This is a genomic window from Dyella agri (assembly GCF_044904705.1).
GTDB classification, from domain to species: domain Bacteria; phylum Pseudomonadota; class Gammaproteobacteria; order Xanthomonadales; family Rhodanobacteraceae; genus Rhodanobacter_A; species Rhodanobacter_A agri.
In genome coordinates, this window is sequence record NZ_JADIKL010000005.1 from 226,828 (window position 1) to 252,395 (window position 25,568).

Below are 25,568 nucleotides of genomic sequence, written 5' to 3' on the forward strand. Positions count from 1 at the left end.
CCATGGGGATCGATCGGTGAGCCAGGTGTGGAATTTCAGTGCGGGCCCGGCGGCATTGCCGCGCGAGGTGCTCGAACGCGCGCAGCGCGAGCTGCTGGACTGGGACGGCAGCGGCATGTCGGTGATGGAGCAGTCGCACCGCGGCAAGCGCTTCATAGCGATGGCGGCCCGGGCCGAAGCCGATCTGCGCGAACTGGCTGCGATTCCCGACGACTATGCCGTGCTGTTCCTGCAGGGCGGCGCCACCCAGCACTTCGCGCAGATTCCGATGAATCTGGCGGGCGAGGGCGACAGCGCCGACTACATCGTCAACGGCCACTGGGGTGCCAAGGCAGCCAGCGAGGCCGCGCCTTACGTCAGGGTCAGCGTGGCCGCCGACAGCAAGGCCGACGATTACCGGCGCCTGCCTGCGCGCGCGGAATGGAAGCTGGACCCGCGAGCCGCCTACGTGCACTACACGCCCAACGAGACCATCCACGGCGTGCAGTACCACGAGATTCCCGACGTGGGTGGGGTGCCGCTGGTGGCCGACATGTCCTCCGACATCCTTTCGATGCCGCTGGACGTGCGCCGCTTCGGCCTGATCTACGCCGGCGCGCAGAAAAACATCGGCCCCTCCGGCCTGGTGCTGATGATCGTGCGCCGCGACCTGCTCGCGCGTGCCACGCGGCCGATGGCGAAGATCTTCCGCTACGCCGAGCAAGCGGCGAACGATTCCATGCTCAACACCCCAAACACCTGGGGTTGGTACCTGGCCGGGCTGACCTTCCAGTGGCTGAAGGCGCAGGGCGGTCTCGCCGCGATGGCCGAGCGCAACCGCATCAAGGCCGAACGCCTGTACGCCGCCATCGACGGTTCCGGCGGCTACTACCGCAACGCCATCGATCCGGCCGCACGTTCGCGCATGAATGTGCCGTTCACTCTGCACGACAGTGCGCTCGATGCCCGATTCCTGGCCGAATCCGAAGCCGCCGGCCTCATCGCGCTGAAGGGCCACAAAGCACTGGGCGGCATGCGCGCCTCGCTCTACAACGCGGTGCCGCCCGAGGCGGTGGGTGCGTTGACCGCGTTCATGCGCGATTTCGCGGCGCGACACGGTTGAGCCTTTCAGGCATCATGCATTTGGCCTTCTATCCATCCAGACATCCGTCCAGATACCCATCATGACCGAAAGCAAGACCTCGCTGTCCGACGTGCGCGAGCGCATCGACAGCATCGACCGGCAGATCCAGGAGCTGATCTCCGAGCGCGCCAACTGGGCGCAGGAAGTGGCCCGGGTAAAGGGCGAAGGCCTTTCCGCCATCGACTACTACCGCCCCGAGCGCGAGGCGCACGTGCTGCGCATGGTGGTGGACCGCAACAAGGGGCCGCTGTCGGACACGGAGATGGTGCGGCTGTTCCGCGAGATCATGTCCTCCTGCCTCGCGCAGGAAGATCCCCTGAAGATCGGCTACCTCGGCCCCGAAGGCACCTTCAGCGAGCAGGCGGTGCGCAAGCACTTCGGCCACGCCGCCTATGGCTTGCCGCTGGGCAGCATCGAGGAAGTGTTCCAGGAGGTGGCCGCCGGCCATGCCGATTTCGGCGTGGTGCCGGTGGAGAACTCTGGCCAGGGCATGATCCAGGTGACGCTGGACATGTTCCTGACCTCCGACGCGCGCATCTGTGGCGAGGTCGAGCTGCGCGTGCACCAGTGCCTGCATACGATGGCCGGGCGGCTGGAGGACATCAAACGCATCTACGCCCACGCGCAGTCGCTGCAGCAATGCAAGACCTGGCTGCGCATGAACCTGCCTGGTGTGGAATGCGAGGCGGTGAGCAGCAATGCCGAGGCGGCGCGGTTGGCGCGCCACGCCGACGACGTGGGCGCGATCGCCGGCGAGACGGCGGGCAAGGTCTACGGTCTGCGCACCCTGGCCACCGGCATCGAGGACCGCGCCGACAACACCACGCGCTTCCTGGTGATCGGCCGCTCGCTGTTCCCGCCGTCGGGCAACGACCGCACCTCGCTGCTGATCACGGTGAACGACCAGCCGGGCGCGCTGTACCACGTGCTCAGCCCGTTCGCGCAGCACGGGGTCAGCCTCAACCGCATCGAGTCGCGCCCCGCGCACAGCGGCAAATGGCAGTACGCGTTCTTCATCGATGTCTCCGGCCATATCCAGGACGAGGCGCTGCAGGCGGCGGTGAAGGAAATCGAGCAGTCGGTGGCGCAGTTGCGCGTGCTCGGCTCCTACCCCATAGCGTTGCCATGATAGATGGCTCAATTTACATAGAGGGCCCGGGCTACGTGTTGGCCGCGACGGGTGGTTTTCTCATCGTCTGGGCGGTGATTGCCCTGGTGAGAGGTCGGATTTCGGGTGGCCGGGGGCCGACACTGTCGCCGGGCGAGTACCCCGTAGCGTTTTTTTTGACGTTGCTCGTGATGGTGGTGGGCGGCGGTCTTCTGCTCTATCTGGCCATGACGGCGCATGCCGTCCCGGGTTACCTGAAACCTTCAACTGGCACCGCGCGGCCAAGCGCCGCATCAACATCATGAACGAACAAATTTCCTGGGTGAGCCATGCTGCCCGATCGCTGCGTGGCAGCGTGCATGTGCCGGGCGACAAATCCGTTTCGCACCGCGCCTTGATGTTCGGTGCGCTGGCCGAAGGCACATCACGCATCCGTGGCTTCCTCGAAGGCGAGGACACCCGCGCCACCGCCGCCGTGCTGCAACAGCTCGGCGTGCGCATCGAGACACCGGCCGATGGCGAGCGTGTGGTGCACGGCGTGGGTCTGCATGGCCTGCATGCAAGCACCGACCCGCTGGATTGCGGCAATGCCGGCACCGGCATGCGCTTGCTGGCTGGCCTGCTGGCCGGCCAGGCCTTCGACAGCATCTTGATCGGCGACGCTTCGCTGTCCAAGCGCCCCATGCGCCGCGTCACCAACCCGCTGGCCGCGATGGGCGCACGCATCGACACGCAGGATGGCCTGCCGCCGCTGCACGTACGCGGCGGCCAGCACTTGCAGGGCATCCGCTACGAACTGCCGGTGGCCAGCGCGCAGGTGAAATCCGCGCTGCTGCTGGCCGGCCTGTATGCCGAAGGCGAGACCGAAGTCATCGAGCCGCACCCCACGCGCGACTACACCGAGCGCATGCTGGCCGCGTTCGGCTGGCCGATCGCGTTCGAACCCGGCCGCGCGAAACTGTCCGGCGGCCATACGCTGCGCGCCACCGACGTGGACGTGCCGGCGGACTTTTCCTCCGCTGCGTTCTTCCTGGTCGCGGCGAGCATCGTGCCCGGTTCCGAACTGCGCCTGCCGGCCGTGGGGCTCAACCCGCGCCGCACTGGCCTGCTCGAAGCGTTGCGCCTGATGGGCGCGGACATCCGCGTCGAGGACCCGCGCGAAAGCGGCGGCGAGCCGGTGGGCGACCTGATGGTGCGCTATGCGCCGCTGCACGGGGTCGAACTACCCGAAGCGCTGGTGCCGGACATGATCGACGAATTCCCGGCGCTGTTCGTCGCGGCGGCGGCGGCCACGGGCCGCACCGTCATCCGCGGTGCCGCCGAATTGCGCGTCAAGGAATCCGACCGCCTCGCCGCGATGGCGACGGGCCTGCGCGTCCTGGGCATCGTGGTGGACGAGACACCCGACGGTGCGACCATCCATGGCGGCACGCTTGCCGGTGGCACGGTGGAAAGCCTCACCGACCATCGCATCGCGATGAGCTTCGCCGTAGCCGGCCTGGTGGCACGGGCGCCGGTGCGCATCAACGACTGCTATCACGTCGCCACTTCGTTCCCGGGCTTCATGCAGCTGGCCAATCGCTGCGGCTTTGCGCTGGGCCTTGCCGACTGACGGTAGGCCCGAAGGGCCGCAGTCGAAGGGCATTCCTGCGACTTGCTGCTCGATGTCGCGGTCATCCGTGGCTGCTCCCCGCCTGCGTTGCGCCCAAGGCGAATGGCACGACGGTCGCAGTGCGATGCGCTAGGCTTGGCGCCCTTGTCGAGAGGTCGCCATGCCCACCGTCCCGCCCTTCATCGTGGCCATTCCCGCCCGTTACGGCTCCACCCGCCTGCCGGCCAAGCCGCTGCGCGAGATCGCCGGCGTGCCCATGGTGGTGCGCGTGGCGCAGCGGGCCCTGCAGGCCGGTGCGGTGGACGTGGTGGTGGCCACCGACGATGTGCGCATCGCCGATGCCTTGGCCGGGCAGGGCGTCAAGATCTGCATGACGCGCGCCGACCATGCTTCCGGCAGCGACCGCCTCGCCGAATGCGCTGCGTTGTGCGGCTGGGCCGACGATGCCATCGTGGTGAACCTGCAAGGCGACGAACCGTTCGCACCGGCTGCCGGCATCCGTGAAGTCGCGCGTGCGCTGGCCGAGGACGACGCACCAATGGCCACGCTGGCCACGCCTGTCGCCGAGGCGCATGAGCTGTTCGACCCCCATGTGGTGAAGCTGGTGCGCGATGCGCGGGGCCGTGCGCTGTACTTCAGCCGCGCGCCGTTGCCCTGGGCGCGCGATGCTTTCGCGGTGCACCGCAACGTGTTGCCTGAGGGCGTGCCGTTCCTGCGCCATATCGGCATCTACGCCTATCGCGCAGGTTTCCTGCACCGCTACGCCGGGCTGGCGCGCACGCCGCTGGAACAGGCCGAATCGCTGGAACAGCTGCGCGTGCTGGAACACGGCCATGCCATCGCGGTACGGCTCACGCCCGAACCGTTCCCGCCCGGCATCGACACCGAGGCTGATCTTGTGCGCGCCGAGCAATGGCTGCGGACGCAGGGATGATCGTGCGTCGCGTGCTGTTCGTCTGCCTCGGCAACATCTGCCGATCGCCGTTGGCGGAAGCCGTGGCACGCAGGCGCCTGGCCGAGGCAGGGCTGGACGTGGCCGTGGCCTCGTGCGGCACCGGCGGTTGGCACGCGGGCGAGGGCGCCGATCCGCGCATGATCGCGGCGGCGCGCGCCGCGGGCCACGACTTGTCGGCGCATGGTGCGCGCCAGCTGCGCGAACGTGATTTCGCTGACTACGACCTGTTGCTGGCGATGGACCGTGGCAATCTGCGCGAGTTGCGCAAACTCGCCGCGACGCCCGAGCAGGTGGAGCGGACTGCGTTGTTCCTGGAATGGACCGATGCGACACCACCCGCGGAATTTCCCGATCCGTGGCACGGCGACACTGCCGGTTTTGCCGAGGCAGTGAAACTGGCCGAACGCGGCGTTGCCGGCCTGGTCGAACGCTTGCGCGGCGCCCGTCGCTGACATCCCCCGGCCGGTGCCTCGTGCGCGCCGGCTTTCGGTATGCCTCAGCGGCGCTGGCGCAACTTCACGATGAAGATGCCGAACAGAATCACACCGAGCAGCAGGCCGATGCCGGCACCCCACAGCGCGCCGCGGTCGCCGCCCAGCCATTCGCCGGCCAGTACGCCGAGCACGAACAGGATGGGAATCGGCAGGCAGCCCATGAATGTTTTCGCCAGGCGATCGACAGGGGCGCTCATGATAGCGGTTGCGGGAAACCGGACCGGCTAGAATCCACGCATGCAACCCACATCGCCGCAGGCCTTCGACGGCAAGGCCTTCGTCCGCACTCTTGCCACCTCGCCCGGCGTCTACCGCTATTTCGACGCGGACGGCGAACTCCTGTACGTGGGCAAGGCCGGCAACCTGAAGAAGCGCGTGGGGAGCTATTTCCTCAAGCCGCGCCTGGAGCCACGCATCGCCGCGATGATCGCGCAGATCGCCCGCTGCGAGACCACCGTCACGCGCACGGAAGGCGAGGCGTTGCTGCTGGAATCGCAGCTGATCAAGTCGCTGAAGCCGCGCTACAACATCATGTTGCGCGACGACAAGAGCTACCCGTACATCTACCTGTCCGGCGGCGAGGACTATCCGCGACTGGCGTTCCACCGTGGCGCGAGGAACCTGCCGGGGCGCTACTTCGGGCCGTACCCCAGTACCTTCGCGGTGCGCGAGAGCCTCGGCCTGATGCAGAAGCTGTTCAAGGTGCGCCAGTGCGAGGACAGCTATTTCCGCAACCGCTCGCGGCCTTGCCTGCAATACCAGATCGGCCGCTGCACCGCGCCGTGCGTCGGGCTGGTCTCGAAAGAGGACTATGCCGGCGACGTGCGCCATGCCGAGATGTTCCTGGAAGGCCGCAGCAGCGCGGTGATCGACGAGCTGGCCGTGGCGATGGAGCAGGCCAGCGCGAAACTGGATTTCGAACGCGCCGCCGCGCTGCGCGACCAGGTGGCCGCCTTGCGGCAGCTGCAGGCGCAACACCACGTGCAGGGGGCCAGCGCCGACATGGACGTGGTGGCGTGTCGGATCGAGTCGGGGCTGGCCTGCGTCAGCGTGCTGTTCTTCCGCGACGGCATCAGCCTGGGTACGCGCGATTTCTTCCCGCGCCTGCCGCTGGATGCCGAGCCGGCCGACGTGCTGGCGCAGTTCGTGGCGCAGTACTACCTGGATCGCCCGGTGCCGCGCGAACTGATCCTGGGCGAGGAACTGCCCGAGCAGGACATGTTGGCCGAGATGCTCAGTACGCAGAGCGGCCACACGGTGGAACTGAAGAGCCGCGTGCGCGGCGAGCGTGCGCGCTTCCTGCAGATGGCCGAGCGCAATGCGCAGGCCTCGCTGACCCAGCGTCTAGCCAGCCGGCAGACCCTGGGCGCGCGCTTCGAGGATCTGCAGAAGCTGCTGGAACTGCCCGAACCGCCGCGGCGCATCGAGTGCTTCGACATCAGCCACACGCGTGGCGAACTCACCGTCGCGTCGTGCGTGGTGTTCGGGCCGGAAGGGCCGGAGAAATCGCATTACCGCCGCTTCAACATCGCCGGCATCACCCCCGGCGACGACTACGCCGCCATGCACCAGGCGCTGACCCGGCGCTTCCGCAAGGTGGCCGAGGGCGAGGGGGCGAAGCCCGACGTGCTGCTGATCGACGGCGGCGGCGGCCAGGTGGCGCAGGCGCTCGAAGTGCTGAAGGAGCTGGGCGTCGCCGGCATCCACGTGGTCGGCGTGGCCAAGGGGCCGGCGCGGCGCGCGGGCGAGGAAACCCTGATCCTGGTCGACCAGGGCCGCGAGATCCATCCCGGCCCGACCTCGCCGGCATTGCACCTGGTGGCCGCCGTGCGCGACGAATCGCACCGCTTCGCGATCAGCGGACACCGCAAGCGGCGCGAGAAGGCACGCGAGCGCAGCGTGCTGGAAGACGTGCCCGGCGTGGGCGCGCGCCGCCGTACCGCGCTGCTGAAGACTTTCGGCGGCCTGGCCGGTGTGGAAGCGGCCGGCGTGGAGGAGCTGATGCGCGTCAAGGGCATCGACCGCGGCCTGGCCGAACGTATCTACGACGCGCTGCACGGCTGAAGCCGCGCCGGCCGGGCAGTGCATTTTCGGCAGTTGCCGCTGCGCCATGGCGCAGCGGCATGCGACACTGTGGCAAACCGACGGACTCCCGCATGCGCATCAACCTACCCACCTGGCTGACCCTGTTCCGCGTGGCCCTGCTGCCGGTGATGGTGCTGGTGTTCTACCTGCCGTTCCATGGCCACAACATCACTGCCGCGATCGTGTTCCTGCTCGCCGCGGTCACCGACTGGCTGGACGGTTTCCTCGCGCGGCGGATGAACCTCACCTCGGCCTTCGGCGCGTTTCTCGACCCGGTGGCCGACAAGCTGATGGTGGCGGTGACGCTGTTCCTGCTGGTGGAGTCGCATCCGGAGGGCTGGTCCAGCATCGTGATGGCGGTGACTGCGGCGGTGATCGTAGGGCGCGAGATCAGCATCTCCGCGCTGCGCGAATGGATGGCCGAGGTCGGCATGCGCGCCACGGTCAAGGTGGCGTTCATCGGCAAGCTGAAGACGGTGATGCAGATCGTGGCCCTGGTGGTGCTGATCGTCCAGCACGAGAAGGAAGCGACCGCGCTGCGGCTGTACCACATCGGCGAGGGCTTGCTGGTGATCGCCGGCGTGCTCACCATCTGGTCGGGCCTGTACTACCTGCACGCAGCGTGGCCCAGCTTGCGCGGCGATGCACCGCGGCAGCCCAGCGCGCGCGGCGACGATTGAACGGAACGCGCGGGGAAGTCTTGACGCCGCGCGTTCGCGTATTAGAATGCGCCCTCCCAAGCGGGAATAGCTCAGTTGGTAGAGCACGACCTTGCCAAGGTCGGGGTCGCGAGTTCGAGTCTCGTTTCCCGCTCCAGATTCATGCACGAAGCCCCGGCCCGCCGGGGCTTCGTCGTTTCCGGGCCGGGGGCAGGGGGGCGAAACGCGACGATATCGATGAGAGGCTAGGGCTTCACATCTGTCATCGTTCTGCTATTATTTGCGGCTCTTCAAGCGGGAATAGCTCAGTTGGTAGAGCACGACCTTGCCAAGGTCGGGGTCGCGAGTTCGAGTCTCGTTTCCCGCTCCAGTTTTCCAGCAAAACCTCGCGTCGCCGGGGTTTTGTTTTATCGGCAGTCGACGATCCCCGTGGATCGGGACTGCGCCATCTGGCCGGGTGGCAGAGTGGTCATGCAGCGGACTGCAAATCCGCGTACGCCGGTTCGATTCCGACCTCGGCCTCCATCGTTACGCTGGCCCCACGCCAGCCTGAAACCCGCCGAATGGCGGGTTTTTTGTAGGTGCGTGGTTCGCGGCAGCCGCGACCTGCATGCGTGTTACGATCCGCGCCGCTTGCGCGCAGGCATTCAGCACACCGCCCGGATGGCGAAACTGGTATACGCAAGGGACTTAAAATCCCTCGGCCTCGCGGCCATGCGGGTTCGATCCCCGCTCCGGGCACCATGAAAGTCTCGCTGCGCCATGCCCGCGATGGACGGCGTGCGACAACCGCTAGAATCGCGGCTTCGTCGCTTCGTGCCAGAGACCGACATGCCTGCAAGCCTACGCACCTGCCTGACCGCTGTTGCCCTCTGCCTGGGCGTTTCGCTGCCTTCAGCCGCGCGTGAGCAGACCAGACCCACGGTCGGCCAGCAGCTCGAAGGCGTGCTGTTCTGGCCGCAGGCTGAGCGCGATGCGCAATTCCGACGGATGTCCGAACGTTTTCCCAGCGACCGCGCAGCGCGTGGTGCGCAATCGCATGCCTTGCCGGCAGGCAAGCCGTTGGAGGTGGACGGACGCGATGGGCAGGCGTGGCTGGCCGACTACATGGCGAAGAATCGCATCGCCGGCGTGACGGTGCTGCAGGATGGACGCGTGCGACTCCAGCGTTACGCGCTGGATTTCAGCCCGCAGCAACGTTGGATTTCGTTCTCGGTGGCGAAGTCGGTGACCTCGCTGTTGCTGGGAATCGCGCTGCAGCAGGGCCAGATCCATGGCCTGCAAGACAAGCTCGGCACCTATATCCCCGAGCTGCGCGGCAGTGCCTACGCCGATGTCACGGTAGAACAACTGTTGACGATGACCTCTGGCGTGCGCTGGAACGAGGACTACGACGACGCGAAGTCGGACGTAGGGCAGATGTACATGGCTGCCTGTGTCGACGGCGAAGCGCATGTGCTGTCGTACCTGAAGAAGCTGCCGCGGCAATGGCCGGCCGGCACGCACTGGAACTACAACACCGCGGAGACCGACCTGCTCGGCATCCTGGTGCAGCGAGCCACGCATCGTTCGCTCGCCGCCTACTTGTCCGAGATGATCTGGCAGCCCTACGGCATGGCCAGCGACGCCTACTGGATCAAGGATGAGTGCGACGGCAGCGACAGCGGCGGCAGCGGCCTCTCGGCCACCCTGGGCGATTACGCACGGCTGGGCCAGTTCATGCTCGGTGGTGGCCGCATCGCCGGCAAGCCGGTGGTCGCGAAGGCGTGGCTGGATGGCGCGATACATGAGCATGCACAAACAGACGCGCCGGATCGCGGCTACGGCTACCTGTGGTGGACGGATGCCGACGGCAGCTACTCCGCCGTCGGCATCTTCGGGCAGATGATCTACGTCAACCCGTCGCGCGGGCTGGTGATCGCCCAGGTCGGGTCGTGGCCGGCGGCGACGTCGAAGGAGCTAGTGGCTGGGCGGCGTGCGTTCGTCGCCGCCATCAAGCAGGCAGTGGATGCAGAGCGGAAACCGTAGCTCGCGGCTCTGCGTTAACACGTCAGGAATGATAAGGCCCGGCACCGCGATGGTACCGGGCCTGCGCGAGGTTCACGGGCAGCGGGTCAGTCGCGCGATTGGGCGACTGCGCTGCCGTCATCGGGGTCGGCCAGCAGGGCGACGCTGTGTCCCTGGGGCGATTTCGCCTTCGCGCGCCACAAGCCGTGGTCGAACTTCACGTCCTTGACGTTCTGGTAGCCGGCGGCGGTCAGCTTGGCGTTGACCTCGTTCTCGTTGAGCCGGGACGGAGCATCGGACGGATAGACCTTGCCGGAAACGGGCCCGATGGCGAGCTTGGCCCACTTCTTGTTGCCGCCGCGGGCCTTGGCGCGCCATACGCCGTCCTTGAACTCCAGGCCTTTCACTTTCTGGTAGCCGGCGCTGGCGATCGCACTCCGTATCGCTTGCTCGGTCATCGCACCGTTCGGCGGCTGCGTCGACCAGGAGGTCGTGGTGGTAGTCGTGATGGTCCGGGTAGTCGTCGACGCAGTCGCCGGCATGGGCGTGGTTTGCGCGAAGACGGCACCACTGATCGACAGCCCGACCAACAGGGGAAGCAGGCGTTTGCTCATCGTGCACTCCTACGTGGTGGAGACGAATCGTGCCGGCAAGCATGTCCATGGTCCGGACGATGACGCGCCGGCCCGGGCAGTACCGATGGGACCATCGCGTTTGGAAGCACAACGTGAAAAAAAACCTGACGCAGGATGAACAACGGGGTGCGGTTCAGTTGTCTCGGGCAGGCATGCACCGCGGTGCCGCGCGCCGGATGCGCGCGTTGGGTCGATGGTGCCTGCTCAGGCCACGAACTGCAGCCGCGCCAGCTCTGCGTACAGGCCGCCTTCGGCCAGCAGGCTCTCGTGCGTGCCCTGCGCCACGATGCGGCCACCGTCCATCACCACGATGCGGTCGGCACGCTGCACGGTAGCGAGGCGGTGGGCGATGACCAAGGTGGTGCGGCCTTGTTCCAGCCGTGCCAGCGCCTGCTGGATCGCGGCCTCGGATTGCGCGTCCAGCGCGGACGTCGCCTCGTCGAGCAGCAGCAGCGGCGCGTCGCGCAGGATCGCGCGGGCGATCGCGATGCGCTGGCGCTGGCCGCCGGACAGGCGTACGCCGCGTTCGCCCAGCTCCGCCGCGTAGCCTTCGGGCAGGGCGCTGATGAAGTCGTGCGCCTCGGCGGCACGGGCGGCTTCGATCACCTCGTCGTCGCCGGCGTCCTGGCGGCCGAAGCGGATGTTGTCGGCGGCGCTGCTGGCGAAGATCGCCGTTTCCTGCGGCACCAGCGCGATCGCACCGCGCAATTCGGGCAGGGCCAGCGCGCGCAGGTCGACGCCATCGAAGCGGATCTGGCCGGACTGCGGATCGTAGAAGCGCAGCAGCAGCGCCAGCACCGTGCTCTTGCCTGCGCCGGAGGGGCCGACCAGGGCCACCGTCTCGCCGGGGCGGATGTCGAGGTTGAAGTCGTGCAACGCCAGCGCGTCGGGGCGGGTGGGGTAGTGGAAGCGCACGTGTTCGAAGCTGAGCGCGCCGCTCACCGGCCGCGGCAATGCCAGCGGTTGCGCGGGACTGGCGATATCGGCGTGCTCGCCGAACAGCTCGCCGATGCGCTCCATCGCGCCGGCTGCGCGCATCACGTCGCCCCACACTTCGGAAAGACCCGCCACCGAGCCGGCGGCGAAGATCGCGTAGAGCACGAACTGGCCAAGCACGCCGGCGCTGAGCGTACCGGCCAGCACGTCGCGCGCGCCGGCCCACAGCACCAGGGTGATCGCGCCGAAGAACAGCACGATCACGGCCGCGGTGAGCCAGGCGCGCGTACCGATGCGACGGCGCGCGGAAGCCAGCGCACGGGTGATCGCGCCGGCGTAGCGGGTGCTCTCGATGTCCTCGCGCGCGTAGGCCTTCACCGCGGGCGCGGCGTTGAGCGTCTCGTTGGCGATCGCCGCGGCATCGGCAAGGCGGTCCTGGCTGGCACGCGACAGCTTCTGCACGCGCCGGCCGAACACCAGGATCGGCAGCATCACCGCCGGGATCACCAGCGCGGTGAGCCCGGCAAGACGCGGGCTGGTCCAGATCATCATCGCGCTGGCGCCCAGCAGCATCACCAGGCTGCGCAGGGCCACCGAGATGCCGGATCCGATCAGTGCCTGCACCACCTCGGTATCGGTGCCCAGGCGCGAGTTCAGTTCGCCGACGCGGCTGCGCTCGAAGAAGCCCACGTCGAGCCGGATCACGTGCGCGTAGAGTTGGCTGCGCAGCGAGGCCAGTGCACGCTCGCCCAGCAGGGTGATGCAGAAGTAGCGCGCGGCGGTGGCGAAGGCGAGCACCAGCGCCACCGCGAACAGACCGAGGAAGGTGGCATTGATCGCGTTGGGATCGGTGTGTTCGAAGCCGTGCTCGATGATCCGGCGCGCCGCCATCGGCAACACCAGGGTGGCGGTGGACGAGATACCGAGGAACAGCAGCCAGCCAAGCGCCAGCCGCCAGTGTGGCTTGAGGAAAGGCCACAGCTGGCGCAAGGCGCCGAGGCGGCGGGTGGGACGGGGCGGGGCGGAGTCGCTCATGGGCTGGCGGGCAGAATGGGCGGCGAACCGCGACCCGTTCCAGATGGGGCTGTTGCGGGGCGATTCAATTCCAACAGGCTCCGAGAGCCTGTTCAATGTCTCCGCGTAGCTCGCGTTGCTCTCGCATGGCCGTCAGGCGGTGGTGCGTGGCGCAGCGCCTGCCTGATTGGCAGGTCAAGCCGCGCGCTGCCGCATGGCGGCCATGCGAGAGCAACCCCTGCACCTATAAATTCCGGGGCCGGGTCTGTTTGCCCTCATGCCTGCGTCATCACTCAGTCGTGGACGGACGTCCATTCCCTCGTTCTTCCTTGGCCTGTGCGCAAACAGCTCCCGGCGCGGGCCACGCGGAGACATTGAACAGGCTCTTAGGCCGATGCCGCCTGTGCTTCGGCGAGCCGGCGCGAGCCGGCACGGGCCAACTGCGTGCGCAGGCGCAGGAACGGCCGCTCGATGCCGTAGTGGAGCAGCGCGCCGGTGGCGGCTATCGCCAGCGCATACAGCGCAAAGGCCGCGGGGCCATGCACCGCAGGCCAGCGCGACAGCGCCTCGTGTACTGCATGGATGGCCAGCTTGTGGCTCAGGTAGAGGCTGTACGAAACGGTGGCGATCCAGCCTGCACCGGGAAGGCGCCAGCGGCCCAGCCAGCTGGTGTTACCGGCGCCGGCCGCGACCAGCAGGGACAGCCCAAGGGCGAGTAGCGGAAAGCCGAACACGCTGGCGTTGAAGCCGGTCTTGTCGCGGAACAGCCAGATCGCGGCGGCGACCAGCAGCAGGCCCGTGCCCGCGAGCGCGTTGGCGCGCCGTTGCCCGGCAGCCCACCAGTCCGGCCGGTAGGCCTGGATCGTTGCCAGCAGCACGCCGGCCAGCAAGCCGTCCAGCCGCGTCCAGGTCGGGTAATAGATGCTTTCCAGCCAGCTCTTGTCGTGCAGCGAGGCATGGCCGCGCAGCAGCAGGCCGGCTGCCACGACAAACACGGCACTGCCGATGACCAGCGCCTGCGACCGGCGCCGCGCCAGCCACCAGGCCAGCAACGGGAACAGCAGGTAGAAGTGTTCTTCCACGCACAGCGACCATGCGTGCGAGAACGCCTGATTGTGCTGGTAGTCGATCAGCAGGTTCAGCGTGAAAGTGAGGAACTGCCATGCCGGCTGCATGCCCGGCGCCTCGCGCCAGGCGGGAAACAACAGGTAGACCGCCAACACGGCCAGGAAGGCGGGCAAGATGCGGAAAGCGCGGCGCAGATAGAACCCACCCAAGCGCAGCGGCTCGCCGCGTCCCAGCGGTTCCAGCAACTGGTAACCGATCAGGTAGCCGCTGAGCACGAAGAACAGATCCACGCCCATCCAGCCGTAGTCGGCAACGGGCTGGAACGGTGCGCCGACCCCGCCGATCATCCACGAGTGGAACAGCATCACCCAGACGATGGCGATGGCGCGCAGCAGATCCAGGCCGGGCAGGCGTTGCATGGCTTTCCCTATGAGGTGAACGGCGTCCGGTGTGAGCCGACGCGAGGCATGGCCGCGGAGTGTGAACAGCACATCGGCCTTGCACAAGCCGGAATGGTGGCGATTCGATGAATCGTGTGGAAATCGCGTTCAGTCGAGCCGCCGCGCCGCGATGCGGCCGCGGCTGAGATCGGCGATACGTGCCTCGGCTTCGGCGGCGCGTTGCGCCGGCAGCTCGAATTCCAGGGTCACGCCGTCGGCGTCGAATTGCTCCCGTGCGGTTTCGGCGCCGAGGTCGCGCAGGCGCGCCTTGAGCAGGGCGAGTTCCGCGAACTCGCAGCGGAGACTCAGCCGGGCCATCGCCACGATGGGCACGCGCGCGGCGGTGCGCAGGCATTCCGCCGCGGTACCGCCGTAGGCGCGGGCGAGGCCGCCGGCGCCGAGCTTGATGCCGCCGTACCAACGCGTCACCACTACCGCCACGCGATCGAAGCCCTGGCTCTCGATCGCCTGCAGGATCGGCCGGCCGGCGGTGCCGCCGGGTTCGCCGTCGTCGTTGAAGCGGTAGTCCTGGCCGATGCGGTAGGCCCAGCAGTTGTGCGTGGCGTCCGCGGCGGACACCTCGCGCACGAAGGCCAGCGCCTGCTCCGGCGAAGCGACCGGCGCGGCCTGGGCGAGGAAGCGGCTTTTCTTGATCTCCTCGGCGTGCCGGCAGGCTTCGACGAGCGTGTGCAGCGGTTCGTTCATGCGCGCAGGGTAGGTGAAGCGCGGCATTGCGTCATGCCTTTGCTTTACGCTGCGGACTTTGCGCTGTGCCGGAGTGAAGGGTGATGTCGATGGATGTGCTGATCGTGCTGGTGCTGCTGGGTGTGGCCTTGCGCGTGCTGAGGCGACGGCGCACAGCCGCTGTCGCGCTGGGGCTGGCGGTGCTGCTGTTTCTCGTGACGGGCTGGGGCCTGCTGCCGGCCTGCTTGCTGCAGAGCCTGCAAGGGCCGTATGCGCGACGCCCCGCGATCGCCTGGGCGCCGCGCAATGCCATCGTGCTGCTGGGCGCCGGCGCACAGCGCGCGGCAGATGGCACGGTGGAGCCGGGAGAGCCTGCGCACAGCCGCCTCAACGAGGCGCTGGCGCTGTATCGCGAATGCAAGGCGAGCGGCATGGACTGCCGGCTCGAAGTAAGCGGCGGCGACGCGCGGCACACTGGCGAGTCGGAAGCCGCGGTATACGCCGCCGTGCTGGAGCGCATGGGCGTGGCAGGCGCCGACCTGCTGCTGGAACCCCGCAGCATGAATACCTGGCAGAACGCCCAGTTCAGCGCGCCGCTGCTGCACGGTTACGGTGCGCAGCGCGTGGTGCTGGTGTCTTCGGCCATGCATTTGCGCCGCGCCAGCCTGTATTTCGCGCATTTCGGCATCGCGGCCACGCCGGTGCGCAGCGACTGGGCGAAGGAACGCATGGACTGGTGGCCGCAGTCGTGGAACTTCGCGGTGACCGACCTGGCGCTGCATGAATACGTCGGCGTTCTGCGCTACCACGTCTACAACGCGCTGGGCTGGAATGTGCAGGCCACGGACCCGGGCGCGCCGTAGCGACGCGGTCCCCCGGCATAATGGCGGCGTCGCCCATCGCTGGAGCATCCATGATCCTGCCTGCGCTGATCGCCTTGCTGGTCTGTGCCTGGTTGGCAGGGCATGTGGGTTGGCGTCGCCTGCGGCTGGCAGGCGTGATGCTGGCAGTGATGGCGGTGTTCGCCGTTGGCTGCGGCCCGGTGCCGAATCTGCTGCTGCGTGGCTGGCAGGCGCCGTATGCACATCGCCCGGCGCTGGATTGGGCACCCAGCAACGTGATCGTGCTGCTCACCGCCAACGCCAACAACCCGCCCGGCGACGTGCCGGAACCGGGCCTGGCCGGCCACGCGCGGGTGGCCGAGACGATGTATCTCTACAACACCTGCCGCGCCGCCGGCATGCATTGCACGGTGCTGGTTAGTGGCGGAGATACCTACACCGAGGGCGAGCCGCTGGCGCAGGTCTACGGCAAGGCGCTGGCGCGGCTCGGCTTGCCGGCGGCCGACATGGTGCTCGAACCGCGCAGCCGCACCACCTGGCAGAACGCCGATTTCGCGCGGGCGCCGCTGGCGCGCATCGGCGCGCAACGGGTCTGGCTGGTTAGTTCGGCGCTGCACCTGCGACGCGCCGAGTTCGCGTTCCGCCGCTTCGGCATCGCGGTCACGCCGGTGCGGGCGGACTATGTGCGCAATGCATGGTCGTTGCTGCCGTTGGCCAGCAACCTGAGCCTTACCGACCATGCCTTGCATGAATATGCCGGCATGGCGTTGTATCGCTGGATGGCGTGGCGGCAGGGCGGCGTTGCGAAATGACCTTTTCCCAGGTCGTGCCTGCGGGAGGGTCTAGCGCCGCATCACCATCAGTCGCAGTTCGCTCATGTCATCGATCGCGTAGCGCACGCCCTCGCGGCCGAGGCCGGAGAGCTTCACGCCGCCGTAGGGCATGTTGTCCACGCGGAAGCTGGGAATGTCGTTGACCACCACGCCGCCTTGTTCCAGCTCGTCCCAGGCGCGCATCGCGTGCTCCAGGCTGTCGGTGAAGATGCCAGCCTGCAGGCCGTAGTCGGAGTCGTTGACCATCGCAATGGCTTCATCGATGGTCTGGAACGGCGCGAGCAAGGCGAACGGGCCGAACGCCTCCATGCGATTGGCCTTGGCATCGACCGGTACGTTTTCCATCAAGGTGGCGTCGAGCATGTTGCCGCGGCGCTTGCCGCCGCAGAGGATCTTTCCGCCCGCCGCCTTTGCTTCCATGATCCAGCCGTGCAGGCGCTCGGCGGCGGCCTCGTCGATCATCGGGCCGAGGAACACGCTCTTGTCCTTGGGGTCGCCGGCCTTGAGCTTCTTCGTGGCCGCGACGAGTTTCTTTTTCAGCATCTCGTAGATGTCGGCATGGGCGTAGATGCGCTGCACGCCGATGCAGCTCTGGCCGGACTGGTAGAACGCGCCGAAGATCAGCCGTTCCACCACCTTGCCCAGCTTCGGCCCCTGGTCGGCGTCGACGATGCAGGCCGCGTTGCCGCCCAGTTCCAGCGTCACCTTCTTGCGCCCGGCGCGTGCCTTGAGCTCCCAGCCGATTTGCCCGCCGGTGAAGGAGAGCAACTTGAAGCGTTCGTCCTCCACCAACGGCGCAGCATGCGCGCCGTCCAGCGGCAAGATGGAAAACGCGCCTTTCGGCAAGTCGGTTTCGGCCAGCACTTCGCCGATGATGAGCGCGCCGATAGGCGTCTTCTCGGAAGGCTTCAGCACGAACGGGCAGCCTGCCGCGATCGCCGGCGCCACCTTGTGCGCGACCAGGTTCAACGGAAAGTTGAACGGCGTGATGAAGGACACCGGCCCGACCGGCACGCGCCGGGTGTAGCCGTGATAGCCATCGAGGCGCGCGGCCAGTTCCAGGTTCAAGGTCTCGCCGTTGATGCGCACGGCTTCCTCGGCGGCGATGCGGAACGTCTCGATCAGCCGTGTCACTTCGCCGGCCGCATCCTTGATCGGCTTGCCCGCCTCGATGCACAGCGCCTCGGCCAGCTCGTCGCGGCGCGCGTTGAAGCGGTCCGCGCAGTGCTGCAGCACCGCCTGCCGCGCCCAGGGCTTGAACTCGCGCATCGGCTTGGCCGCCTTCACCGCGGCGGCGATTGCCTTCTCGGTGACCTTGGCATCGGGCATGGCCACGCGGGTGGCTAGCTTGCCGCTGTACTTGTCCACGACATCCAGCAGGGTCTTTGACGTCTGCGGCTGGTTGGCGAGGTAGTAGGGGTAGGTCTTGTCGAGCACGGCGGGGACTCCGTGAATGGCTTGAACGATGAGCTTGCCGCGCGGCGCGTGGCCTTGCCGTGAGCGGGAATGCTCAATCTTCGCGCACGCGCAGCGGCAACTCGCCGTCGGCCAGGCGGGCGCGCAGCGCGGCGCCAGGCTCGACGCCTTGTGCGGAGCGCAGCACCTTGCCATCGGCATCGAACAAGATGGCGTAGCCGCGTTCCAGCGTGGCCAGCGGGCTCACCGCGTGCAAGGTGCGGGCGGCTTGCTGCAAGGCGTAGCGCTCGCGCTCGAGTTGGCGCGCGATGGCCTGGCGCAGGCGTTGCGACTGCTCGGCCAGGCGTCGCTGCAGCAGTGGCAGGCGTTGCTGCGGATGACGCGCCTGTAGGCGTGCGTGCAGGCGGTCCAGCTTGGCGCGTTCGTGCTGCTGGCGTTCGCGCAGCACCGTGAGCAGGCGGTGACGCAGGTGGGCGAGACGCTCGCGGTCGCGCGCCAGACGCGCTTGTGGGCGTTGTGCCTGCAGGCGCGCGAACAAGTGGTCGGCGCGCTGGTCCAGCGCCTGCAGCCGGCGCTGCTGCAGCGTGGCGAGGCGCTGCTGCAACTGGTGCAGATGCCGCAGCATGGTTTGCCCATCGGGCACCAGCAGTTCGGCCGCAGCCGAAGGTGTGGGTGCGCGCAGGTCGGCTACGAAGTCGGCGATGCTGAAATCGACTTCGTGACCCACGGCGCTCACCACCGGCACCGCGCTGGCGTGGATCGCGCGCGCCACCGCCTCATCGTTGAACGCCCATAGGTCTTCCAGCGAGCCGCCGCCGCGGGTGACCAGCAGCACGTCGTAGCGGGCACTGGCCGAGGCTTTCCTGAGCATTGCCACGATGGCGGGCGGCGCCTCGCGTCCCTGCACCGGCACCGGCAACACCTCGACATCGGCCAGCGGCCAGCGACGCGACAACACACTCAGCACGTCGCGGATCGCTGCGCCGGTGGCCGAGGTGATCACGCCGATGCGCCGCGCGTAGCGGGGCAGGGGGCGTTTGCGGGCGGGATCGAACAGGCCTTCGGCGTCGAGCTTCGCCTTCAGCTGCTCGAAGGCACGTTGCAGCGCACCTTCGCCGGCAGGTTCCATGTGCTCGGCGACCAATTGGAATTCGCCGCGCGGTTCGTACAGGCCCACCCGTGCGCGCAGCAACACCTGCATGCCGTCGGCGGGCTTGAAGCGCAGCGCGGTGGTTTTCGGGCGGAACATCGCGCAGCGCACCTGGGCGCCGCTGTCCTTCAGCGTGAAGTAGAGATGCCCCGAGGCAGGACGCGCCACATTGGACAGCTCGCCCTCGATCCACACCAGCGGCAACGCGTCTTCCAGCAGACCGCGCACCAGCCGGTTCAGCGTGCTGGGGGTGAGGATGCGGCGGGGTGGAGCGGCGTGGTCGTCGGGCGCGTGCATGAGAGGACGAGCCTAGCACGTCTTGCATGGATGCAAGAGGCTTGCATAACAGTGGGTTGGCGGACGTTGTGCAGGTAGTGCCTGATATACCGGGACGCGCTGGATCAGTCCGCCGTATCCGACTTGCGCCGCCGCTCGCGCCAGGCGCGGATCGCGAGGTTCAAGGCCAGCCACGCGCACAGCAGGCCCAGCGGCCAGGCCAGTACCGCCGGCCAGCACCACGCCACCACGGCGAGCAGCAGCAGGGCCAGCGCCCCCAGCGCCAGCGGCCCGGCGTCGGCGCGCCCCAGTACGCGCTGGTCGACCAGCGCCGCACCCACCTGGTTGGCGAGGCGGATCGCGCCGGTGGCGGCACGGCTGGAGCTGCCGCCGTCGTGGTGCGCCCGCGGCGGGCGCTCGGTGGCGCCGCTCAACTTGTCGCGGCGATGCTTGCGCGGGCTGAGCACGATCTCGGTGGCGTGGCCGAGATCGCGCTCGTACTGCGCGGCCAGCTGCGCAGCGAAGCCGGCATCCTCGATCGCCACGTCGATCTCGCGGTTGCTCAGCCAGCTGGCGAGATTCAGATTGGACGAACCCACCCGCGCCCACTGGCCGTCGGCTACCGCGGTCTTGGCGTGCAGCATCGAACCGTTCCATTCGAACACGCGGATGCCGGCCTTGAGCAGCGGCCGGTAACCCGAGCGCGACATGCTGGCCACCAGCGGAATGTCGCTGCTGCCAGGCACCAGCAGGCGCACGTCCACACCATCGCGCGCGGCGGCAGTGAGCGCCTGCACGTAGGGTGCGGTGCCCACGAAATAGGCGTCGGTGAGCCATAGCGTGCGGCGCGCCAGCGCGGCGATCATCTGGTCGAGCCGGTAAATGCCGGCACTGGCGGGCTGGGTGGCGACCAGGCGCAGCGCCACGTCGCCGGCGGCGGCTTCGGCGGGCGGCAGCTCCGGCAGCTCGGCGCCGGTCTCGGCCCAGCTCTGTGCGAACGCGGCCTGCATCTCGGCCACCACCGGGCCACGCAGTGCCACGCCGGTATCGCGCCATGGCGGTACGCCGCGTTGCGCATCGCCCAGCCATTTCGCACTGATGCACACGCCGGAGAGGAAACCCTGCGCGCCGTCCACCACCAGCAGCTTGCGGTGGTCGCGGCTGATCCAGCCGAACGGCTGGCCCAGTTTCGGCGGGTTGTAGATGCGCACCTGGCCACCGGCTGCGCGCAGCGCGTGCCAGAACGCGTGGCCGGACTGGCCGAGGCAGCCCATCCAGTCGGCCACCACCGCGACGAACACGCCAGCCTGCGCGCGTTCGGCCAGGGCATCGCGGAACGCGCGGCCGACTTCGTCGTCGCGGATGATGTAGTTCTCCAGCAGCACGCAGTGGCGTGCGCTGCGGATCGCGGCCAGCCTGGACGCGTAATGCGCATCGGCGTCGATCAGCAGCTCCGCCGCGTTGCCGCCGAGCAACGGTGCGCCCGCGCTGCGGCTCAGTGCCTGTTCGGCCAGCAGACGGGCGGCGGGAGACAGCAGCGGCGAAGTCCCGGGCATGGGGGGAGTGTGCCATGCCCGGCGATCCGGTTTCGCCGTGCGGTCATGGGCATTCCGTTATGCTTGTCGCCTGCGCCGCGACGTCGAGCGGCGGTATCTTCCCCCGGTTGCCTGCATGAACGAATCCTCTACTCCGAAACCGCGTGAAGCCCAGCCGGCGGCGCGCCGTCCCAGCGTTGGCGTACAGATCGGCAAGGTGACGGTGGGCGGCGGTGCGCCCATCGTGGTGCAGTCGATGACGAACACCGATACCGAGGATCCGGTCAGCACCGCGAAGCAGATCGCCGAACTGGCCCGCGCCGGTTCCGAGTTGGTGCGCATCACGGTGAACACGCCGGCCGCGGCCGCAGCAGTGCCGCGCATCGCCGAACGGCTGGCGATGATGGGCGTGGAGGTGCCGATCATCGGCGACTTCCACTACAACGGCCATCAGCTGCTGGAACAGGAACCGGCCTGCGCCGAGGCGCTGGCGAAATACCGCATCAACCCTGGCAACGTCGGCTTCGGCAAGAAGAAGGACGCGCAGTTCGGCGCGATCATCGAAAAGGCGATCCAGTACGGCAAACCGGTACGCATCGGCGCAAACTGGGGCTCGCTGGACCAGTCCATGGTCGCCACCTTGATGGACGAGAACCACACGCGCGCCGAGCCGTGGGATGCCAGCCACGTGGCGCGCGAAGCGCTGATCCGCTCGGCGCTGGACTCGGCCGTGCTGGCCGAGAAGATCGGCCTGCCGCGCGAGCGCATCATCCTGTCCTGCAAGGTGTCCGGTGTGCAGGAGCTGATCGCGGTGTACCGCGACATCGCCGCGCGCTGCGATTACGCACTGCACCTGGGGCTCACAGAGGCAGGCATGGGTTCCAAGGGCATCACCGCCTCCAGCGCCGCGCTGGCGGTGTTGCTGCAGGAAGGCATCGGCGACACCATCCGCATCTCGCTGACGCCCGAGCCGGGCGCTTCGCGCACCGGCGAGGTGATCGTGGCGCAGGAACTGCTGCAGACCATGGGCCTGCGCTCGTTCACACCGCTGGTCACCGCCTGCCCGGGTTGCGGCCGCACCACCAGCGAGTTCTTCCAGGAACTGGCCAAAACCGTGCAGGAACACGTGCGCGCGCAGATGCCGGCGTGGCGGGTGAAATACGACGGCGTGGAGAACCTCACCCTGGCGGTGATGGGCTGCGTGGTGAACGGGCCGGGCGAATCCAAGCACGCCAACATCGGCATCTCGCTGCCCGGCAACGGCGAGGCGCCAGCGGCGCCGGTGTTCATCGACGGCGAGAAGGCGATGACCTTGCGCGGCGACCACATCGCCAGCGAATTCGTCGGCATCCTCGACGACTACGTGGCCCGCAAGTACGCCAGCCGTGCCGGCTGAGCGCGGCGCGCCTCGCTTCAAGCACCCGACAACGACTTGCTGTAGCCGAACATGAACGATCTGCCCCATTGTCCGAAGTGCGACTCCGCCTACACCTATGAGGATGGCGGCCTGTTGATCTGCCCCGAGTGCGCGCACGAGTGGTCGAGGGACGCGGCCGCCGCCGCCGAGAGCGACGAACTGGTGGTGAAGGACGCCAATGGCAACCGGCTGGCCGACGGCGACAGCGTCACGGTGATCAAAGACCTCAAGGTCAAAGGCTCGTCCCTGGTGGTCAAGGTCGGCACCAAGGTCAAGAACATCCGTTTGGTGGAAGGCGACCACGACATCGACTGCAAGATCGACGGCATCGGCCCGATGAAGCTGAAGTCGGAGTTCGTGCGCAAAGCCTGAGCCACGTCGCGGCCAGGCGCGCCTGCGGCGCGTTCGCATCCATTGGCACTGTCGCACCATGCTCGATGGTCTTGCGCGCAACTGCGCTACGCGGGAGCTGAGACGTCCGCCGCAGGATGGGTTATCGTGCCCCGTCCGCCGCGCTGGAGCGTGGCGGAGCGCCTTTCAGCCAGGCTTTGGGGGAACGCTGCATGCGGACGAATCCGCCACTGCGCATCGCGGGCATTTATGTGTTGGTCGCCGCCACATGGATCTGGTGTTCCGACCGTGTCCTGGGCGTTCTGGTATCCGATGCGGACCTGCGCATGGAGCTGCAGACACTCAAGGGCTGGTTCTTCGTGCTGGTCACCGGCGCGATGCTGTTCTGGCTGATCCGCCACGACGTGCGACGCCTGGAGCGCAGCAACCGCCGCCTGCGTGCGGGGCGCGAGCAGGCCCTGCGTGTGCTGGTGACGGCGATGGACGCGCGCCACCAGGAAACCGGTCATCACTCCGAACGCGTGGCGCGCATGGCCACGGAGCTGGCACGGCTGGACGGCGTGCGGGGACGCGCGTTGGACGAGCTGCGGCTGGGTGCGCTGCTGCACGACATCGGCAAGCTGGCGCTGCCTGACACCATCCTCACCAAGCCCGGGCCGCTGGACGAGGCGGAACGCACGCTGATGCGCAAGCACCCGCGGATCGGCCACGAGCTGCTGCAGCAGGTGGACTTCCTGCGCGGGTCCAGCGAGGTGCCGTACAGCCACCATGAACGCTGGGACGGCGGCGGCTATCCGCAGGGACTATGCGGCGAGGAGATTCCGCTGGGCGCGCGCATCTTCAGCGTGATCGATGTCTGGGATGCGCTGATCACCGAGCGCGTGTACAAGCCGGCCTGGCCGGAAACGCGGGTGCTCGAATACCTGCGCGAGATCGCCGGCAGCCAGCTCGATCCGCGGCTGGTTGAGCTGTTTCTCAAGCACTATGCGATGTTGAAACAGTTGGCGGCTGCACCGGAAACCGCTCCGGCTCAGCGGACCGCCTGATCGTCGCCCGGCTGGATCAGCAGCGCCCCAGCATCGGCCCAGTTGCCCACCCGGCCGGGCAGGGCGGCCAACTGCGCCACCTCGTGCAGGAAGCGCTCGCGCGACAACTCTTCGGCGCCCAGGCCCAGGGTGTGTGCATTGGCGACCTGCGCATCGATCAGCGGCCAGCCCCATTGCCGCAGCAGTCCGGCCAGTGCCGCCAGGGCGAGTTTGGAACCGCCGCTTTCGGCACTGAACATCGACTCGCCGCAGAACAGCTGGCCGACCGCCACGCCGTAGATACCGCCTACCAATCGCTCTCCGTCCCACACTTCCACGCTGTGTGCGTGGCCGAGCCGATGCAGTTGCGTGTATGCCTCGATCATCCCCGGCAGGATCCAGGTACCGGCATGGCCGTCGCGCGGTGCGGCGCAGGCCCGAATCACCGCTTCGAACGCGCGATCCACGCTGAGCCGCCATCGCTTGCCGCGCAGCTGCCGGCGCAGGCTGCGATTGACGTGCATGTTCTCGGTACGGAACACGCAGCGCGGATCGGGCGACCACCACAGGATCGGCTCCTCTTCGCCGAACCACGGGAAGATGCCCTGGCCATAGGCGGCGAGCAAGCGTTTGGGGGAAAGGTCGCCGCCGAACGCCAGCAGCCCGTTCGGTTCGGGCAGCGCGGCGCGCGGGTCGGGAAAGCGCGTCGGCGCGGCGGGATCGAGTTGGGGCAGGCGGATCATCGGCCGGCGCCCTGCGCGTACGGGCTGTGCGTCATGCATTCTTCTGCATAGAGACCGATAGCCTCGGCTTCCCCTCGCAGCGCCTCGCGCACGGCGGCGCGGAACCCTTCGTGCGGCAGCAGGTGGCGTGAGTACGTGCGTACAGGCAGGAAGCCGCGCGCGAGTTTGTGCTCGCCCTGCGCACCAGGTTCGAAGCTTTGCAGACCCTGCGTGATCGCGTAGTCGATGCCGCGGTAGTAGCACAGCTCGAAATGCAGACCCGGTATCTCGACGCGGCTGCCCCAGTAGCGGCCGTACAGCACACCGCTCCCTTCGAGGAACAGCGCCATTGCCGCGATGCCGGCCTCGTCGTACGCCAGCGCCAGTTGCGCCATGCCGCCCAGCGTGCCGAGCCGGCGGAAGAAATCCGCCGTGAGTGCGGCGTGGTTGCCTTTGGCGTCGAAGGTGGCCAGGTAGAGCGCGTGCACTTCGGCCCACTCGGCCTGGTCCAGCGTATCGCCGCGGCGCCACGCCAGGCGCAGGCCGCTGGCAGCGACGCGGTTGCGCTCGTGGCGGATGTTCGCGCGCTTCTTGTGGTTGAGCGCGGCGAGGAAATCGTCGAAGTCGCGCCAGCCGCGGTTGCGCCAGTGGAACTGCACGTCCGAGCGCGCCAGCCAGTCGGCGCCGAACGCAGCAGCTTCACCCTCGCGGAGGAAGTTGGCGTGTACCGAGGACAACTGCAGGCGTTCTGCCTCGTGGTGCATGGCGTCCACCAGCGCGCCCTGCCATGCGATGCGACCGCCGACAAGCAGCCGCGGTCCGCTCACCGGCGAATACGGCACGGCGCACAGCAGCTTGGGGTAGTAGTCGCCGCCGGCGCGTTCCCACGCATCGGCCCAACTCCAGTCGAACACGAATTCGCCGTGCGAGTTGCCCTTCAGATAGAGCGGCGCGGCGGCGATCAGTCGACCCTGTTCGTAGAGGCCGAGGTGATGTGCCTGCCAGCCCCAGGCGGGACGGATGCAGCCGGTGTCTTCCAGCGCGCACAGGAAGGCATGCGACACGAAGGGATTGCCGTCGGGTCGCAGCGCGTCCCAGTCCGCGGCGGGGATGTCGGCGATGCGGTCGTGGAAACGCGTTTCGATCACGCGCGCAGCATACGACGCTTCCGCAGGGTGGCT

At 68.0% G+C, this 25,568-nt stretch carries 24 protein-coding genes and 4 tRNA genes; 18 read left to right on the top strand and 10 right to left on the bottom strand.

The annotated features are described in order from the left end of the window. Positions 1-16: 16 nt before the first annotated feature. From serC to ISP14_RS11485, 6 genes are all read left to right on the top strand, one after another. A complete protein-coding gene (gene serC / locus ISP14_RS11460) occupies positions 17-1,102 on the top strand; it encodes a 3-phosphoserine/phosphohydroxythreonine transaminase (protein WP_404539740.1) in 1,086 nt (361 codons plus the stop codon). A 61-nt stretch (positions 1,103-1,163) separates the two neighbouring features. Continuing rightward, positions 1,164-2,252 carry a prephenate dehydratase gene (pheA, locus tag ISP14_RS11465; RefSeq protein WP_404539743.1) on the top strand — a complete coding sequence of 363 codons (1,089 nt, stop codon included), beginning with the start codon at positions 1,164-1,166 and terminating at the stop codon, positions 2,250-2,252. Further along, positions 2,249-2,536 (top strand): hypothetical protein, encoded by a 288-nt coding sequence (locus ISP14_RS11470; protein WP_404539745.1) that lies wholly within the window; start codon positions 2,249-2,251, stop codon positions 2,534-2,536. The genes pheA and ISP14_RS11470 overlap by 4 nt, the downstream gene beginning before the upstream one ends. Then, the gene (aroA, locus tag ISP14_RS11475; RefSeq protein ID WP_404539748.1) at positions 2,533-3,843 is read left to right on the top strand and encodes a 3-phosphoshikimate 1-carboxyvinyltransferase; all 1,311 of its coding nucleotides are present in this window, start codon (positions 2,533-2,535) and stop codon (positions 3,841-3,843) included. Before ISP14_RS11470 ends, aroA begins: the two co-directional genes overlap by 4 nt. A gap of 160 nt (positions 3,844-4,003) precedes the next feature. Further along, positions 4,004-4,777: a 3-deoxy-manno-octulosonate cytidylyltransferase gene (gene kdsB / locus ISP14_RS11480; RefSeq protein WP_404539750.1), complete on the top strand. Its 774-nt coding sequence runs from the start codon at positions 4,004-4,006 to the stop codon at positions 4,775-4,777. Beyond that, positions 4,774-5,250, top strand: a complete 477-nt coding sequence (locus ISP14_RS11485) for a low molecular weight protein-tyrosine-phosphatase (RefSeq protein ID WP_404539752.1) — start codon at positions 4,774-4,776, stop codon at positions 5,248-5,250. The genes kdsB and ISP14_RS11485 overlap by 4 nt, the downstream gene beginning before the upstream one ends. 44 nt (positions 5,251-5,294) lie before the next feature. Here the strand turns inward: ISP14_RS11485 and ISP14_RS11490 are convergent, their stop codons facing one another. Next, a complete protein-coding gene (locus ISP14_RS11490; RefSeq protein ID WP_404539755.1) occupies positions 5,295-5,489 on the bottom strand; it encodes a hypothetical protein in 195 nt (64 codons plus the stop codon). Positions 5,490-5,529: 40 nt separating this feature from the next. Between ISP14_RS11490 and uvrC the strand changes: the two genes are divergently transcribed. The 7 genes from uvrC to ISP14_RS11525 all read left to right on the top strand — a co-directional run bounded on the left by uvrC (position 5,530) and on the right by ISP14_RS11525 (position 10,064). Continuing rightward, on the top strand, positions 5,530-7,356 hold the full coding sequence (gene uvrC, locus ISP14_RS11495) for an excinuclease ABC subunit UvrC (RefSeq protein ID WP_404539759.1): 1,827 nt from the start codon (positions 5,530-5,532) through the stop codon (positions 7,354-7,356). A 92-nt stretch (positions 7,357-7,448) separates the two neighbouring features. After that, on the top strand, positions 7,449-8,057 hold the full coding sequence (pgsA, locus tag ISP14_RS11500) for a CDP-diacylglycerol--glycerol-3-phosphate 3-phosphatidyltransferase (RefSeq protein WP_404539762.1): 609 nt from the start codon (positions 7,449-7,451) through the stop codon (positions 8,055-8,057). 60 nt (positions 8,058-8,117) lie between these two features. Next, a tRNA-Gly gene (locus tag ISP14_RS11505) sits at positions 8,118-8,193 on the top strand. A gap of 137 nt (positions 8,194-8,330) precedes the next feature. Then, positions 8,331-8,406, top strand: a tRNA-Gly gene (locus tag ISP14_RS11510). Between the two features lie 81 nt (positions 8,407-8,487). Next, positions 8,488-8,561: transfer RNA gene (locus ISP14_RS11515), tRNA-Cys, on the top strand. A 132-nt stretch (positions 8,562-8,693) separates the two neighbouring features. Further along, a tRNA-Leu gene (locus ISP14_RS11520) sits at positions 8,694-8,780 on the top strand. Between the two features lie 87 nt (positions 8,781-8,867). After that, positions 8,868-10,064, top strand: a complete 1,197-nt coding sequence (locus ISP14_RS11525; RefSeq protein ID WP_404539765.1) for a serine hydrolase domain-containing protein — start codon at positions 8,868-8,870, stop codon at positions 10,062-10,064. Positions 10,065-10,150: 86 nt separating this feature from the next. On the opposite strand, the gene ISP14_RS11530 is transcribed toward ISP14_RS11525, so the two are convergent. The 4 genes from ISP14_RS11530 to ISP14_RS11545 form a co-directional block, all read right to left on the bottom strand. Next, positions 10,151-10,657, bottom strand: a complete 507-nt coding sequence (locus tag ISP14_RS11530; protein WP_404539768.1) for a PepSY domain-containing protein — start codon at positions 10,655-10,657, stop codon at positions 10,151-10,153. Positions 10,658-10,882: 225 nt separating this feature from the next. Continuing rightward, entirely contained in the window at positions 10,883-12,649 is a 1,767-nt protein-coding gene (locus ISP14_RS11535; protein ID WP_404539769.1) for an ABC transporter transmembrane domain-containing protein, read from the bottom strand. Positions 12,650-13,014: 365 nt separating this feature from the next. Next, positions 13,015-14,115 carry an acyltransferase family protein gene (locus tag ISP14_RS11540; protein WP_404539771.1) on the bottom strand — a complete coding sequence of 367 codons (1,101 nt, stop codon included), beginning with the start codon at positions 14,113-14,115 and terminating at the stop codon, positions 13,015-13,017. Positions 14,116-14,244: 129 nt separating this feature from the next. After that, positions 14,245-14,841 (bottom strand): IMPACT family protein, encoded by a 597-nt coding sequence (locus tag ISP14_RS11545; RefSeq protein WP_404539886.1) that lies wholly within the window; start codon positions 14,839-14,841, stop codon positions 14,245-14,247. 89 nt (positions 14,842-14,930) lie between these two features. Here ISP14_RS11545 and ISP14_RS11550 point away from each other — a divergent pair, with 89 nt between their 5' ends. Next, a complete protein-coding gene (locus ISP14_RS11550) occupies positions 14,931-15,683 on the top strand; it encodes a YdcF family protein (RefSeq protein ID WP_404539890.1) in 753 nt (250 codons plus the stop codon). Positions 15,684-15,733: 50 nt separating this feature from the next. Continuing rightward, on the top strand, positions 15,734-16,474 hold the full coding sequence (locus ISP14_RS11555; RefSeq protein ID WP_404539774.1) for a YdcF family protein: 741 nt from the start codon (positions 15,734-15,736) through the stop codon (positions 16,472-16,474). Between the two features lie 30 nt (positions 16,475-16,504). On the opposite strand, the gene ISP14_RS11560 is transcribed toward ISP14_RS11555, so the two are convergent. From ISP14_RS11560 to ISP14_RS11570, 3 genes are all read right to left on the bottom strand, one after another. Continuing rightward, on the bottom strand, positions 16,505-17,932 hold the full coding sequence (locus ISP14_RS11560) for an aldehyde dehydrogenase family protein (protein ID WP_404539777.1): 1,428 nt from the start codon (positions 17,930-17,932) through the stop codon (positions 16,505-16,507). A 73-nt stretch (positions 17,933-18,005) separates the two neighbouring features. Further along, on the bottom strand, positions 18,006-19,358 hold the full coding sequence (xseA, locus tag ISP14_RS11565; RefSeq protein ID WP_404539780.1) for an exodeoxyribonuclease VII large subunit: 1,353 nt from the start codon (positions 19,356-19,358) through the stop codon (positions 18,006-18,008). A gap of 104 nt (positions 19,359-19,462) precedes the next feature. Then, the gene (locus ISP14_RS11570; protein ID WP_404539783.1) at positions 19,463-20,893 is read right to left on the bottom strand and encodes a phospholipase D-like domain-containing protein; all 1,431 of its coding nucleotides are present in this window, start codon (positions 20,891-20,893) and stop codon (positions 19,463-19,465) included. A gap of 115 nt (positions 20,894-21,008) precedes the next feature. Here ISP14_RS11570 and ispG point away from each other — a divergent pair, with 115 nt between their 5' ends. The 3 genes from ispG to ISP14_RS11585 all read left to right on the top strand — a co-directional run bounded on the left by ispG (position 21,009) and on the right by ISP14_RS11585 (position 23,686). Next, positions 21,009-22,268 (top strand): flavodoxin-dependent (E)-4-hydroxy-3-methylbut-2-enyl-diphosphate synthase, encoded by a 1,260-nt coding sequence (gene ispG, locus ISP14_RS11575; RefSeq protein WP_404539785.1) that lies wholly within the window; start codon positions 21,009-21,011, stop codon positions 22,266-22,268. 51 nt (positions 22,269-22,319) lie between these two features. After that, a complete protein-coding gene (locus ISP14_RS11580; protein ID WP_404539787.1) occupies positions 22,320-22,661 on the top strand; it encodes a zinc ribbon domain-containing protein YjdM in 342 nt (113 codons plus the stop codon). 191 nt (positions 22,662-22,852) lie between these two features. Continuing rightward, positions 22,853-23,686 carry an HD-GYP domain-containing protein gene (locus tag ISP14_RS11585; protein ID WP_404539790.1) on the top strand — a complete coding sequence of 278 codons (834 nt, stop codon included), beginning with the start codon at positions 22,853-22,855 and terminating at the stop codon, positions 23,684-23,686. Here ISP14_RS11585 and aat read toward each other — a convergent pair. Together aat and ISP14_RS11595 are read right to left on the bottom strand one after the other, a co-directional pair. Further along, positions 23,671-24,408: a leucyl/phenylalanyl-tRNA--protein transferase gene (gene aat, locus ISP14_RS11590; protein WP_404539792.1), complete on the bottom strand. Its 738-nt coding sequence runs from the start codon at positions 24,406-24,408 to the stop codon at positions 23,671-23,673. The genes ISP14_RS11585 and aat overlap by 16 nt on opposite strands. Next, complete coding sequence (locus ISP14_RS11595; protein ID WP_404539795.1) at positions 24,405-25,535, bottom strand: GNAT family N-acetyltransferase; 1,131 nt, start codon at positions 25,533-25,535, stop codon at positions 24,405-24,407. The genes aat and ISP14_RS11595 overlap by 4 nt, the downstream gene beginning before the upstream one ends. Positions 25,536-25,568 lie beyond the last annotated feature (33 nt).